This is a genomic window from Nocardioides sp. QY071 (assembly GCF_029961765.1).
In the GTDB taxonomy this organism is placed as follows: Bacteria; Actinomycetota; Actinomycetes; order Propionibacteriales; family Nocardioidaceae; genus Nocardioides.
Genome location: NZ_CP124681.1, coordinates 4471934 through 4484674, shown reverse-complemented (window position 1 = coordinate 4484674; position 12741 = coordinate 4471934). Strand labels below are relative to the sequence as shown.

Here is a 12741-nt window from a genome sequence, read left to right as displayed (position 1 = left end):
GTGGCTGCGGACGCTCCCACCATCGTCGCGACCTCGGGCGGGGTCGTGCCCGGCGCACGAACCAGGTGGTCGGTCGGCCCGCTGACGACGTACGCCGTCGACCTGGCCGGCGTCGAGGGCCGCGCGCCCCGCGTGTGCTTCCTCGCCACGGCCTGCGGTGACCAGCCCGCGGTGGTCCGCGACTTCTACGACATGGCGCAGGAGGCCGGCTTCCACGGCAACCACCTGTCGCTGTTCACCATGCCCAACGTGGACGACGTCCGAGAGCACCTGCTCTCGCAGGACGTGATCTGGGTCTGGGGCGGCAGCGTGGCCGGCCTGCTGGCGATGTGGGACCTGCACGGTGTTGGCGACGTGATGCGCGAGGCGTGGGAGGCCGGCGTCGTGCTCACCGGCGTGTCCGCCGGGTCGATCTGCTGGCACAGCGGCGGCACCACCGACTCGTTCGGCCCCGACCTGCGCCCGGTCACCAACGGGCTCGGGCTGGTGCCGTGGTCCAACGGCGTCCACTACGACTCCGAGGAGCAGCGCCGCCCGCTGTTCCAGCAGCTCATCGCCGACGGCACGCTGCCGGCCGGCTACGCCACCGACGACGGCGTCGGGCTGCACTACCGCGGCACCGACCTGGTCGAGGCGCTGACGGAGAAGGCCGACAAGGCGGCGTACCTGGTCGAGCGGGGTCCCGACGGCACGGCCGTCGAGACCCGGCTCGACACCCGGCTGCTACGCGGGTGACTCGGTCTCCGGCGGCACCTCGGGGTTGCCCTTGGTGGCCTCGGTGTCGGTGTCCTCGGACGTGACGGTGTCCGCGGGCAGCTCGTCGTCGGTGGCAGGGTTGCGCCATGGGCTCGGGTCACGCGACTCGGTGCTGTAGGCGCCGTCCCCACCGACCCCCTCGATCCGGTGCGGACCGCCCGGCGGCGGCGCCGGCGGCTCCGCCACGGGCTCGGGCCGGGGCGGCAGTTCCTCGTTCATGGCTCTCCTCTCGCTCGGGGAGCACCTGGACAGGTGGTAACCGTTGGCGAGCGGCGCAGACCTCTCAGAACGAGCGGCGCGGACTTCTCAGAAGCCGTGGTTGCTCAGCGGCGGCAGGTCGCCGGCGCGCAACCCGGCGAGGACGACCGCCTCGTGGGGCACGACGGGGTCCGGCAGCGCGGACAGCGGGAACCAGCGCAGGTCCGCGCACTTGGCGGGCTCGACGATGCGCGGCTCGCCGCTCCAGGCGCGGGCGGTGAAGAAGAAGTCGATGCGCTCGTCGATCGGCAGGTCGTGGGCCGTGCGCTGCATCGCCGTCACGAAGGTGAGGTCGAGGTCGTCGACGGCGATCTCCTCGAGCGCCTCGCGGCGGGCGGCGACCTCGGCGGTCTCGCCGCGCTCGACGTGTCCGGCCGCGGCGGCGGCCCAGAAACCGTCCATGTAGCCGGTGTTCTGCCGCAATTGCAGGAGCACCTCGGTGTCCGCGCCGCCACCGGCCTGCCGCAGGAGGAAGACGTAGGAGGCGGGGACGACGGCGAACCGGCTCTTCCCGGTCGCGGGGTCCGTCACGGTCACCGAGATGCTCGCTTCTGCCGGTGGTCGCCCGTCAGCTGATGTCGTCGTTCTGGCCGTCGAGCGAGTCGAGGGCGTCCTTGGCCTTGTCGGCGCCCAGGTCGATCTTGTCGTCGAACTTGCCGCCGGTCTTGTCGGAGGCGAAGTCGGCGGCCTTGTCCACCGCGTCGCCGATCTTGTCGCCCTGGCTGTCGACCGCGTCGCTCAGCTTGTCCTTGGCGTCATCGAGAAAGCCCACGAGAAACCCCCATTGGTGTCAGTACGACGGCCCGACCTGGGCCACCGCCGGTCACCCTAGACGATCAGGGAGACGGCGGAGTGTCGCTGCCAGGCGGCTCGGCGTCCGGGCCGTCGTTCTCCAACTTGCCGAGCGCGTCCTTGGCCTTGCCGGTCGCGCCCTCGATCTTGTCGTGGTACTTGCCGCCGGTCTTGTCGTCCACGAAGCCCGCCGCCTTGTCGAGACCGGACTCGATCTTGTCGCCGTGCTTGTCGACCGCCTCGCCGACCTTCTCGGTGACCGTGTCCTTGGCGCCCTTCAGCCTGTCCATGAATCCCATGCTCTGCTCCTCGCGGTCCCGGCCCGAGTGGGCCGCCGGGTCTGGGTCATTGCCACACTAATCCCATGCCGGGAACGTCCACCACGCCTCCGATCGTCGCGATCGTCGGGCCGACGGCCAGCGGCAAGACGTCGCTCTCCCTCGACCTGGCCGAGGTGCTGGGCGGCGAGGTGGTGAACACCGACGCGATGCAGGTCTACCGCGGCATGGACATCGGCACGGCGAAGCTGGCGCTCGCCGAGCGCCGCGGGATCCCCCACCACCTGCTCGACACCCTCGACGTCCGCGACCCCGCCACCGTCGCGGAGTTCCAGGGCTGGGCGCGCGCGGCCATCGCCGACCTCAGGAGCCGGGGCGCCACGCCGGTCCTGGTCGGCGGGTCCGCGCTCTACACGCGGGCGATCCTCGACCGGTTCGAGTTCCCCGGCACCGATCCCGCCGTCAGGACGCGGCTCGAGGCCGAGCTCGCCGAGGTCGGCAGCCCGGTGCTCCACGCCCGGCTGCGCGGGCTCGACCCGGTCGCCGCCGAGCGGATCGAGGTCGAGAACGGCCGTCGTGTCGTGCGCGCCCTCGAGGTCATCGAGATCACCGGCGCCCCGTTCAGCGCGAACCTCCCCGTCCAGGAGTACGTCGACCCGCACACCGTCCAGCTCGGCGTCTCCATCGACCGCGAGGTCCTCGACGAGCGGATCGCCGCCCGCGTGCGGCAGATGTTCGACGACGGCCTGCTCGACGAGGTCGCCCGGCTGCTCGACGAGGGCCTCGCCGAGGGACGCACTGCCGCGCTCGCCATCGGCTACCGGCAGGCGATCGCGGTCCTCGCCGGCGAGATGTCGGTCGAGGACGCGATCGAGCGGACCGCCGTCGCCACTCGGCAGTTCGCCCGCCGCCAGCTCGCGTGGTGGCGCAACGACCCGCGGATCACCTGGCTGCCGTACGACGACCCGGAGCGGGTGGCGAAGGCGCTCGCCGTCGTACGTGCCGTCTGATCTGCCGCACCCCCTACGTATTGGTCGCGGTTCGTTGGAAATCACGACCGATACGTAGGGGGTGCGGTGGGCAGCCGCCTCAGAACAGCCCGGCGTCCAGCCCGCCGTCGAGCACCAGCCCGCTGCCACTGCAGAAGCTCGCCTCGTCGCTGGCCAGGAAGGCGACCGCGTTCGCGACCTCCTCGACCGTGCCGAACCGGCCCTGCTTCTGGGCGATGAGGCCGGCGAACCCGCCCTCGGGCAGCCCGAGGATCGACTCGAAGGACGCCACCTGGCCGGTGACCAGCGGGGTCTCGACGAAGCCGGGCAGCACGGCGTTGACGCGGACGCCGTGGTCGCGCAGCTCGGTGGCCGCGGTCTTGGTCAGGTTGACGACGCCGGCCTTGGCGGCGGCGTACGCACCGACGAGCGGGGTGCCGGCGGTGGCGGTGACCGAGGCGACGGTGACGATGCTGCCGCCGCCGCTGGCGATGATCGCGGGGGCGGCGTACCGGATCGAGAGGAAGACGCCGTCGAGGTTCACCGACGTCACGCGGCGCCACTCGGCCAGGTCCATCGCGATGATCGGCGCGACGCCCGCGACGCCGGCGTTGGGCACCATGAGGTGCAGTCCGCCGTACGTCGCCACGGCCGTGGCGACCAGCGCCTGGACCTGGTCCTCGTCGCGGACGTCGCAGGCCACGGCGGTCGCCCGGGGCAGGATGTCGGCGGCGGACTTGGCGGCCGCCTCGTCGAGGTCGGCGACGACGACGTTCGCGCCGCCCGCGGCGAGGGTGCGGGCGATGGCCAGGCCGATGCCGCCGGCGGCTCCGGTGACGATCGCGGTGCGGTCGGTGAAGCGCTGGTTCATGGGTCTTCCTCTCGGGTCGGGGTGGGTCAGGAGTGCGATTGGCGACGGTCGCCGAGGCGGCGCATCACGCCGAGCACGGGCAGGCCGGCGGCGGGTGCGGCGTCGATGCCGCGGACCAGCGCGCCGCGCCAGCGCGGGACGACGCGAAACACCTGGCGGCTGTCGAGCAGGGCGAGGCCGGCGCGGGCGACCGCGTCCGCCTCGAGCGGGCGGGGCCCGGAGAACAGCATCGCGGCGCCCGGGTCCAACGCGTGGTCGGTCACCATCGCGGTGCCGACGACGTCGGGGCACAGCGCGCGGGCGCGGATCGGGAGGCCGGCGTGCCGCAGGTCGCCCTGCAGCGAGGTCGTGTACGACAGCACTGCGGCCTTGGTGGCGGCGTACAGCGCGAGGCCGGGCACCGGCGTGAGCGCCGAGATGGAGGCGATGTTGAGGATGCCGCCGCCGGCAGGTCCCATGGTCCGTACGGCGGCGGCCGAGCCGGCCATCACGCCGCGCACGTTGACGTCGAGGATCGTGGTCAGCTCGTCGTCCGACTGCTCCCACGCGGGTCCAGCGAACAGCACGCCCGCGTTGTTGACCCAGACCGAGAGCGGGCCGAGCCCGGCCGCGGTCTTCGCGACGGCCGTGTGGGAGGCGACGTCGCGCACGTCCTGGGCGATCCCGACGGCTCCGCGCCCCACCTCCTCCGCGGCGCGTGAGGCGGCCGCGCCGTCCAGGTCGGTGAGCACCACCTGGTGTCCCGCTCGGGCGAGGTGGTGGGCGAGCGCGAGGCCGATGCCGCGCCCGGCTCCGGTGACGACTGCGGTGGTCCGGGTCATGACCTCAACCTAGGTTGAGAGTCATGTCACCCTCTTGTGGCGAGGGCCCAAAGTCCGGCGGGCCCCTTGGTGCGGTGGGGATCAGCGCAGTCGCGCGAGCGCCGCCTCGGCCGCGTGGAATCCGCCCATCCCGTGCACCCCGGCGCCGGGAGGTGTGGCCGAGGAGCACAGGTAGACCCCGGGAACCCCCAGGGCGTAGGGATCCAGCGCCGGACGCGGCCGGAACGCGATCTGCCGTGCGGTGTTCGCGCCGGCGGAGATGTCGCCCCCGACGTAGTTGGCGTCGTAGGCCTCCCACTCGGCGGGCCCGCGGGTCGCGACCGCCAGCACCCGCTCGCGGAAGCCGGGGGCGAACCGCTCGATCTGTCCGAGCACCGCCTCGGTCGCGTCGCCGCAGTAGCCGTGAGGGACGTGCGCGTAGGCGTAGACCGGGTTCGCCGAGCCCGACGAGCGCGACGGGTCGACGAGGTACTGCTGGCCGAGCAGCACGAACGGCTGGTCGGCCATCCGCCCGCGCACGGTGCCCTTCTCGATCGCGGCGACCTGCTCCGCGGTGCCGCCGAGGTGGAGGGTCCCGGCGCGACGGCAGGCCTCGTTGGTCCACGGGATGTCGCCCTCGACCGCGAGGTCGACCTTGAACGCCGCCGGCCCGTAGGAGTAGCGGGCCAGCGCGCGCCGCACCCGGGCGGGCAACCGGTCACCCACGATCTCGAGTACGCCGGCCGGTGCCGTGTCGAGCATGACCACGTCCGGCGGGGACCCCACGAGCTCGCGCAGCTGGTCGAGCGAGGTGACCCGGACGCCGGTCACCACGCGCCCGCCGTACGACGCCAGCTCGGCCAGCAGCGCCCGCGTGATCGACTCCGTGCCGCCCTCGGCGACCGGCCACCCGACGGCATGGGCGGTGCCGGTCAGCATCAGCCCGACGGACCCGCTCAGCGGGGTGTCGAGCCGCCCGAAGGCGTGCGCGGCGACGCCCATGAACAGCGCCCGGGCCGGGTCGTCGCGGAACCGGGCCGTGGTCCAGGTGGCCGGCAGCAGCGCCTTCGCCCCGAACCGGCCGAGGGTGACGGGGTGCCGGGGGAGGTGGACGACCGGTTGGAAGACCTCGGCGATCAGGTCGTCGAAGTGCCGCACGATGGGGCCGAAGACCCGCCGCCACCGGTCACCGTCCTCGCCCAGCGACTCCACCGACAAGGACATGTCCCGCGCCGCGATCCCGGCCCGGCCGTCGTCCAGCGGGTGGGCGAGGTCGACCTCGGGCCAGAGCCAGCGCAGGCCGTGCCGCTCCAGGCCGAGCGAGGCGAAGAACGGGGACGCGACGCCGGTGGGGTGGAAGGCGGCGCAGTCGTCGTGGAGCAGGCCCGGCAGCGTCAGCTCGCTGGTCCGGGTCCCGCCGCCCGGCCGGTCGTGCGCCTCCACCACCGTGACGGCGAGACCGGCCTGGGCCAGGCGGATCGCGGCAGCGAGCCCGTTGGGTCCGCTGCCCACGACGACGGCGGTGCTCATCGGGTGCTCATCGGCTGCTCACGACACCGCATCCTTGCGGCGATAGCCGGGGGCGGTCCAGCCGACCTGCAACGGAACCGGTCCGTTGGGCAGCCACGGCTGCTCCTTCACGCAGTCGCGCACGTCCCAGGTACCGCGCTCGACGACACCGAGGGCGGCGTCGATGACTCGGTACTCCTGCGGACGCGACGCGCGCCACGGCGTCGCCTGCGACTCGCAGTAGGCGACGACGAGGTCGCCGGGCTCCAGCCCCAGTCGCTTCTGCACGGCGGCGACCAGCCGCTCGTCGTGCAGGTGGCCGTCGCCGAAGTTCCAGCCGACCAGGATGTTGCACATGAACTCGCCCTCGCGCACGTCGCGGGTCTCGAGGTCGTCGAGGTTCTCGATCAGCACCGAGAACAGGCCGCGTCCCTGGCTGTGCATCGAGCGCCAGGCCAGAGCCTTCTGCACCGTCATCTCGGCCTCGTCGGCGGTGTAGGTCATGCCGGGCATCCGCTGCAGCTGGTCGTTCTGGGTCTCCACGAGCAGCAGCTCGTTGAGCCGCTGCTCGACTCCGGGCCTCATCGCCCAGACCGCGGAGGCCCAGTTGCCGGCGTACTGCCGCATCGACGGCAGGAAGGACACCAGGTCGGGCCGCAGGTTGCCGAGGATCGGGCCGAACAGCAGCAGCGCGAAGATCGGGAGCAGGAGCAGGGGCTCGGAGAAGTCCCAGATGTTGTACGTCGACGCGGCGAAGCCGTCGCCGAAGCCGCCCCAGAGCACGATCGCGATGTAGCCGAAGTAGACGTTCCACTCCAGCGGTACGGCGAGCGGGAACGTCGAGGTGATGAAGATGTGGAACACCAGCATGGCCACCGCGCCCAGCATCGCGACCGTGTCGTCGGTGGTGAGGAGCAGGACCACCGGGATGATGATCTCGACCGTGGTGCCGCCCACGTGGGCCATGAACCACGCGAGCCGCGAGGGTCGGAGGTCGCCGGGTGCGTTGCGGTAGTGCAGCCTCTTGACGAGGTTCAGCTGTCCCGGGCTGTTGGACACCATCGGCGGGACGACGTTGATGAAGTGCTCGCCGATCTTGGAGACGCCGGCGCCGATCCACACGATGCAGATGATGATCTTGAAGGCGACGACCAGGTTGACGAAGTCGGCGCCGCTCGCGCCGTCGCGCAGCGCCAGCGCGCCGAGCGTGGCGGAGAACAGCATGATGGGCAGGTACTGCTCGGAGCGTGCGGCCAGGAACACGACCTTGTCGCGCAGGCCCATCAGCGGCATCGTCACCAGGATCGGCAGGAACGCCAGGGGCGGGACCAGCTCCTGCGGCCCGGTCCCCGCCGGCACGAACGGCACGGCGTCGGCGTGCACGACGAGCGGGTAGACGAGGCTGGCCAGCACGGCGACGTACAGGACGACGTCGAGGACGGTGCGCTCGTCACCGCCCGTGCCGGGCACGTGCCGGCCCCACGGGGCCATCCGGATCGTGCCGGGGCGCAGCCAGTAGCGGATGTTGCCGAGCATCGGCACGAAGTGGCCGCACAGCGGGCCGAACGCGCCGCCGAGGCCGATCACCTCGAGCAGCATCAGCCAGACCGCGAGCTTCTGGTAGACCACGACGTTGTCGAACCAGGTGCCCGGGTCGGAGAACGCCACGTGGTCGGTCGTCCACGACGTGATGGCAAGGCCGACGGCGAAGTAGAGGCCGAGCATCTTGAGGATGTAGACGACATGCAGCATCCGCGGGGTGTTGAAGCCCTCGGTCACCCAGTTGGTGCTGAGCACCCGGATCCGCTCCTGGAACGGCAGCGCGAGGAACTCGGCCGGGGGCATCGGCTCCGGTGCGGGCTTGAGGAATCCCATGGTCAGGCTCCGCTCAGTCGGGCCCGCAGCGCGGGCTTGTCGATCTTTCCGACGGGGTTCTTGGGAAGAGCATCCAGCACGTGGAGCGCCACCGGAACCTTGATCTTCGCCAGCTCGGACCGGCAGCGCACGAGCAGCGCGTCCACGTCGACGGTCCGGTCGGGCTGCGCGGACACGAAGGCGACCACCACCTCGCCGTACACCGGGTCGGGGCCGCCGACCACGGCCGCCTCGAGGACCTCGGGCGCCGCGTGGAGGACGTTCTCGATCTCCTTCGGGTAGATGTTCTCCCCGCCCCGGATGATCATGTCCTTGATCCGGTCCACGATCCGCAGGTAGCCGTCCTCGTCGAGGATCCCGACGTCGCCGGTGTGCAGCCAGCCGTCGCCGAGCGTCTCGGCCGTGGCCTCGGGCCGGTTGAGGTAGCCACGCATCACGTTCGCGCCCTTGATCACGACCTCGCCGCGCTCCCCGTTCGGGACCAGCGTGCCGTCCGGCGCCATGATCGCGACCAGCTGACCGGGCAGCGCCGGGCCGACGGTGCCGGGCTTGCGCAGGCCGTCGACCGGGTTGCAGGTCGAGGCGCAGGTGCCCTCGGAGAGGCCGTACCCCTCGACCAGCGGGAACCCGAACCTCTGCTCCACGGCCGCGAACAGCTCCGGCGGCGCGGGCGCCGCACCGCAGATCGCGAACCGGACCGAGCTCGTGTCGGGCTGGACCTCGGCCGGCAGGGCGACCAGGTGGGAGTAGATCGTCGGCACCGCGGAGAAGTACGTCGGCCGCAGGGTCTCGATCGCCTGGAGGAACTCGACCGGGTGGAAGCGCTGCAGCACCGAGAGCTGCGCGCCCGCCGACATCGGGGTCAGGAAGCTGACGCAGATCGCGTTCACGTGGAACAGCGGCAGCACCAGCAGGCAATGGTCCTCGGCGCCGATGCCGATCGCCTCGCCCATGCCGGTGATCATCGCCTCGACGTTGCCGTGGTCGAGCATCACGCCCTTGGGGCGCCCGGTCGATCCGCTCGTGTAGACGAGCAGCGCCAGGTCGCCGGGCCGCGTGTCCGCCGGGGGCAGGGCACCGCTGGGCGTCGTGGGCAGGTCCGCGACGAAGTCGTCGTCGACCACCACGACGGCGCCCGAGTCGCTGACCTGGTGGTCCGCCTCGGTCGCGGTGAACGTCGGGTTGACCGGCGTCGCGGCGGCGCCGAGCCGCCAGGCGGCCATGATCGTCACCAGCAGCTCGACGCGGTTGGGGAGCATGACGGCGACGACCGAGCCACGGCCCACGCCCCGGGCGGCGAGGTGCTCGGCGGCGGCGTCCACCCGCTCGGCGAAGGCGCGGTAGGTGAGCTCGGTCCGCTCGTCGCGGACGCAGGGGCGGTCGTCGTACGCCGCCGGGCGGTGCCAGGGCAGGTGGTCCAGGGTCATGCCGGAACGCTAGGTCCGTCGTACGCCCGGGCTCTTGGTCTCCGGAACCAAACTCCGCGCACGGATTCGGGGCTGCGCGGCCAAGGCGGGCAGGCATCCCGCTCTGGCACGATGGCGTGACCGCCGTCACCGTTGGTGCGGGGGACCGAACGGGAGGCGCCATGTCGGATCCGGAGACCGAGCTCCAGGGCATCGCCGTGGTGATGGCCGGACGGCACGCCGAGCTCACCGACGAGCTCGTCAGGGCATTCGGGGAGCGCATCCCCGAGCTCCCGAAGGACCCGGCGCTCGTCGAGCTGCTGCACGGCAGCTCGGGATCCAACCTCGAGACCCTGGCCCACCTGCTGCGCGGACACATGCCCGTCAGCGAGATCCAGGCGCCGGCCGCAGCCGTGGAGTACGCCCGCAGACTGGCGCAGCGGGGCACCTCCCCGAGCGCCCTGCTGCGGGCCTACCGGCTCGGCCAGCAGCTCGTGCTCGCCTGGGCCACGGAGGAGATCGAGGCCCGCGTCGGCGACCCGCTGCTGGCCCTGCAGACCAGCAGCCTGCTGACCCAGACCTCCTTCGAGTACGTCGACGCGGTCTCCGAGAACGTCGTCGAGGCCTACCAGGAGGAGCGCGAGCGCTGGCTCGCCAACCGCAGTGCCGTCCAGCGGGAGACGCTGGAGGCGTTGCTGCGCGACGAGCGCCTCGACCTCGCCGCCGCGGAGTCCTCGCTCGGCTACCGGCTGCGCCAGCACCACCTCGCCCTCGTGCTGTGGACGGCCCCGGGGGCGGGCGACCTCGCCGCCGCCGAGCGGACCGTCGTGGCGATCGCCGAGCGCCTCGGCGCCGGTCACCCGCTGTTCGTGCCCCGCGACCGCGAGACGGCCTGGGCGTGGGTGCCGATCGGCCGCGCCGGCGAGGCCGACCTCGCCGCGGTCGACGAGCTCGTCGCGGCCAAGGGCGGCGGGGTGTCGGTCGCCGTCGGGCCGATCGGTGCGGGGGAGCCCGGCTTCAGGAGCAGCCACCTGGGTGCGGCGGCCGCCCAGGAGGTCGCCCAGCTCGGGCAGCACCCGGCCGGCCGGGTGATCCGTCACGACGACCCGACCGTGCGCGCCGCCGCCCTCCTCGCCCGCGACCTGCCTGCCACCCGCGCCCTGGTCCGCCGCGCCCTCGGCGACCTCGCCGAGGACACCGACGGCGCCGCCCGGCTGCGCGAGACGCTGCTGGCGTTCGTCGAGGAGCGGGAGAGCTATGTCGCCACGGCTGCCCGCGTGCACCTGCACAAGAACACCGTGAAGTACCGCGTCGACCGCGCGATCGAGGCCCGCGGCAAACCGCTCGGCGAGGAGCGGCTCGACCTCGAGCTGGCGCTGATCGCGTGCAAGTGGCTGGCGCCCGAGGTGCTGGTGCGGCCCGGCGGCTGACCCTTGTAACTACGTGTTACGTGCGAAATTCCATTGCAGCAACGCCCGGGTAGTGGCCGCAGCGCCCGGGTAGCTGAGACGCGACGCGTCGACGGTCGGCTCGTCGGCAGTGGCGAGTACGCGCTGCGATTCCCCCCGGGTGGTGCATCTACCCGGGTGCTGGGGCTGCTACCCGGGCGCTGTTGCACCGGTTCTCGCGACGTAACACGTAGTTACAAGGCCGCACGTTGAGCAAGAACGGTCAAGCACCACCACCCCGCGGCGCAGCACACTGGACCCATGACCGGCCGTGACCGCCTCCGCGAGCTCCTCGACGCGGTCCTCGACGAGGACCACCGCACGCTGGGTGACATGGCGGACGGGGCGTTCGCGTCGCCGTACCACTTCACCCGGGTGCTCACCCGCGACGCCGGCGAGGCGCCGGTGGCGATGCGGCGCCGGGTGATGCTCGAGCGCGCCGCGTGGCGCATCCGTCAGGGCGGCAACGTCACGGATGCCGCGTGGGAGGCGGGCTACGAGTCGCTGGAGGGGTTCAGCCGGGCGTTCGCCCGGGCCTACGGGCACCCGCCGAGCGAGGCCGGCGACGACGGCGGCAGCGTCTGGCTGCCCGCGGTCAACGGCATCCACTTCCACCCGCCCACGAGCCTGTGGGTCCACGCAGGGGAGCAGACGATGAGTCCCGTCACCGACCAGCTGGTCCGCCACGACCTCGACGACACGCGCGAGCTGATCGACCTCGCGAAGGGCCTTGCCGACGCCGACTGGCGCGCGGTCCGCGGCCCCGGGCACCAGGTGGCGGCCTGGGAGGGGCCGGAGGAGTCGATCGCGGCCGTGCTGGAGCGCACGGTGTTCGCGAAGGAGGTGTGGCTGGCGGCGGTCGAGGGCGCCGACTTCCCCGACGTCGACAGGACCCCGAGCCCCGGCGGGCTGCTGGAGCGGCACGATGCCGCGGCCGCCCGCTGGCTGGCCGCGATCCGCGACATCGACCGGCGCAACGCCTGGGACGACCGGATCGTCGACGCGCTCTGCGAGCCGCCGGAGTCGTTCGTGCTGAGCAGCATCGTGGCGCACGTGCTGACGTTCTCGGCGTACCGCCGCCAGCTCACCCGGGTCTGGCTGCGCGCCGCCGGTGTCGACGCCGACGACGGCGACCCGATCAACTGGCTGCGCCGCGAGCTCGGGGAGGACCGATGAGCACCGTCTACTACACCGCGACCACCCTGGACGGCTTCCTCGCCGACCCCGACGACTCGCTCGCCTGGCTGATGCGCCAGGACCTCGACGAGCAGGGACCCCAGAACTACGGGGAGTTCATCGCCACCGTCGGCGCGCTGGTGATGGGCTCGACGACCTACGAATGGGTGCTCGCGCACCTCGCCGAGTCCGGTGAGGCCTGGTTCTACTCCCAGCCGACGTGGGTGATGACCACGCGCGAGCTGCCCGTCCTCGACGGCGCCGACGTGCGGTTCGCGAAGGGCGACGTCACCACCGTGTACGACGACCTACGGGCCGCCGCGGGGGAGCGGGACGTGTGGGTGGTCGGCGGCGGCGACCTCGCCGGCCAGTTCGCCGACGCCGGCCTGCTCGACAGCGTCGTCGTGTCGATCGCCCCGGTGGTGCTCGGCGCCGGCCGCCCGCTGCTGCCGCGCCGCCTCGACCTGCGACTCGAGGAGACCGCCCGCAACGGGGCGTTCGTGACCGCGCGCTACACCCTCGACGGACCGCTGAAGGAGGACCGCACGGGTTGACAGCGGGGGCATGGTGGAGGAAGGAGTCC

At 72.5% G+C, this 12741-nt stretch carries 14 protein-coding genes; 5 read left to right on the top strand and 9 right to left on the bottom strand.

Annotation, left to right across the window (positions count from 1 at the left end):
• The gene (locus QI633_RS21625; protein WP_282427037.1) at positions 1-735 is read left to right on the top strand and encodes a peptidase E; all 735 of its coding nucleotides are present in this window, start codon (positions 1-3) and stop codon (positions 733-735) included.
• Here the strand turns inward: QI633_RS21625 and QI633_RS21620 are convergent.
• The 4 genes from QI633_RS21620 to QI633_RS21605 form a co-directional block, all read right to left on the bottom strand.
• Positions 724-975 (bottom strand): hypothetical protein, encoded by a 252-nt coding sequence (locus tag QI633_RS21620; protein ID WP_282427036.1) that lies wholly within the window; start codon positions 973-975, stop codon positions 724-726. The two genes, QI633_RS21625 and QI633_RS21620, sit on opposite strands and share 12 nt — an antisense overlap.
• 87 nt (positions 976-1062) lie before the next feature.
• Positions 1063-1545, bottom strand: coding sequence for an NUDIX domain-containing protein (locus QI633_RS21615; RefSeq protein WP_282427035.1), 483 nt, complete (start codon positions 1543-1545; stop codon positions 1063-1065).
• A 37-nt stretch (positions 1546-1582) separates the two neighbouring features.
• Positions 1583-1786: an antitoxin gene (locus tag QI633_RS21610; RefSeq protein WP_141797477.1), complete on the bottom strand. Its 204-nt coding sequence runs from the start codon at positions 1784-1786 to the stop codon at positions 1583-1585.
• 64 nt (positions 1787-1850) lie between these two features.
• Positions 1851-2096, bottom strand: a complete 246-nt coding sequence (locus tag QI633_RS21605) for an antitoxin (RefSeq protein WP_282427034.1) — start codon at positions 2094-2096, stop codon at positions 1851-1853.
• Positions 2097-2170: 74 nt separating this feature from the next.
• Here QI633_RS21605 and miaA point away from each other — a divergent pair, with 74 nt between their 5' ends.
• Positions 2171-3094 carry a tRNA (adenosine(37)-N6)-dimethylallyltransferase MiaA gene (miaA, locus tag QI633_RS21600; RefSeq protein ID WP_282427033.1) on the top strand — a complete coding sequence of 308 codons (924 nt, stop codon included), beginning with the start codon at positions 2171-2173 and terminating at the stop codon, positions 3092-3094.
• A 79-nt stretch (positions 3095-3173) separates the two neighbouring features.
• Here miaA and QI633_RS21595 read toward each other — a convergent pair whose 3' ends face one another.
• The 5 genes from QI633_RS21595 to QI633_RS21575 all read right to left on the bottom strand — a co-directional run bounded on the left by QI633_RS21595 (position 3174) and on the right by QI633_RS21575 (position 9555).
• Positions 3174-3944: a glucose 1-dehydrogenase gene (locus tag QI633_RS21595; RefSeq protein WP_141797480.1), complete on the bottom strand. Its 771-nt coding sequence runs from the start codon at positions 3942-3944 to the stop codon at positions 3174-3176.
• Positions 3945-3970: 26 nt separating this feature from the next.
• Positions 3971-4765, bottom strand: a complete 795-nt coding sequence (locus QI633_RS21590; RefSeq protein ID WP_141797481.1) for an SDR family NAD(P)-dependent oxidoreductase — start codon at positions 4763-4765, stop codon at positions 3971-3973.
• An 81-nt stretch (positions 4766-4846) separates the two neighbouring features.
• The gene (locus QI633_RS21585; RefSeq protein ID WP_282427032.1) at positions 4847-6274 is read right to left on the bottom strand and encodes an NAD(P)/FAD-dependent oxidoreductase; all 1428 of its coding nucleotides are present in this window, start codon (positions 6272-6274) and stop codon (positions 4847-4849) included.
• Between the two features lie 18 nt (positions 6275-6292).
• Positions 6293-8128, bottom strand: a complete 1836-nt coding sequence (locus QI633_RS21580) for a DUF3556 domain-containing protein (RefSeq protein ID WP_282427031.1) — start codon at positions 8126-8128, stop codon at positions 6293-6295.
• Positions 8129-8130: 2 nt separating this feature from the next.
• A complete protein-coding gene (locus tag QI633_RS21575) occupies positions 8131-9555 on the bottom strand; it encodes an AMP-binding protein (RefSeq protein WP_282427030.1) in 1425 nt (474 codons plus the stop codon).
• A 161-nt stretch (positions 9556-9716) separates the two neighbouring features.
• Here QI633_RS21575 and QI633_RS21570 point away from each other — a divergent pair, with 161 nt between their 5' ends.
• From QI633_RS21570 to QI633_RS21560, 3 genes are all read left to right on the top strand, one after another.
• The gene (locus QI633_RS21570; RefSeq protein WP_260805800.1) at positions 9717-10964 is read left to right on the top strand and encodes a helix-turn-helix domain-containing protein; all 1248 of its coding nucleotides are present in this window, start codon (positions 9717-9719) and stop codon (positions 10962-10964) included.
• Positions 10965-11243: 279 nt separating this feature from the next.
• A complete protein-coding gene (locus QI633_RS21565) occupies positions 11244-12158 on the top strand; it encodes a helix-turn-helix transcriptional regulator (RefSeq protein WP_282427029.1) in 915 nt (304 codons plus the stop codon).
• Entirely contained in the window at positions 12155-12712 is a 558-nt protein-coding gene (locus QI633_RS21560; RefSeq protein ID WP_141797486.1) for a dihydrofolate reductase family protein, read from the top strand. The genes QI633_RS21565 and QI633_RS21560 overlap by 4 nt, the downstream gene beginning before the upstream one ends.
• Positions 12713-12741: the final 29 nt, after the last annotated feature.

Excerpts from the sequence above, each read along its gene's own strand:
- QI633_RS21620 (WP_282427036.1), bottom strand. The coding sequence starts at position 975 with ATGAACGAGGAACTGCCGCCCCGGCCCGAGCCCGTGGCGGAGCCGCCG.
- QI633_RS21605 (WP_282427034.1), bottom strand. The coding sequence starts at position 2,096 with ATGGACAGGCTGAAGGGCGCCAAGGACACGGTCACCGAGAAGGTCGGC.
- miaA (WP_282427033.1), top strand. The coding sequence starts at position 2,171 with ATGCCGGGAACGTCCACCACGCCTCCGATCGTCGCGATCGTCGGGCCG.
- QI633_RS21595 (WP_141797480.1), bottom strand. The coding sequence starts at position 3,944 with ATGAACCAGCGCTTCACCGACCGCACCGCGATCGTCACCGGAGCCGCC.
- QI633_RS21590 (WP_141797481.1), bottom strand. The coding sequence starts at position 4,765 with ATGACCCGGACCACCGCAGTCGTCACCGGAGCCGGGCGCGGCATCGGC.
- QI633_RS21585 (WP_282427032.1), bottom strand. The coding sequence starts at position 6,274 with ATGAGCACCGCCGTCGTCGTGGGCAGCGGACCCAACGGGCTCGCTGCC.
- QI633_RS21580 (WP_282427031.1), bottom strand. The coding sequence starts at position 8,128 with ATGGGATTCCTCAAGCCCGCACCGGAGCCGATGCCCCCGGCCGAGTTC.
- QI633_RS21575 (WP_282427030.1), bottom strand. The coding sequence starts at position 9,555 with ATGACCCTGGACCACCTGCCCTGGCACCGCCCGGCGGCGTACGACGAC.
- QI633_RS21570 (WP_260805800.1), top strand. The coding sequence starts at position 9,717 with ATGTCGGATCCGGAGACCGAGCTCCAGGGCATCGCCGTGGTGATGGCC.
- QI633_RS21565 (WP_282427029.1), top strand. The coding sequence starts at position 11,244 with ATGACCGGCCGTGACCGCCTCCGCGAGCTCCTCGACGCGGTCCTCGAC.
- QI633_RS21560 (WP_141797486.1), top strand. The coding sequence starts at position 12,155 with ATGAGCACCGTCTACTACACCGCGACCACCCTGGACGGCTTCCTCGCC.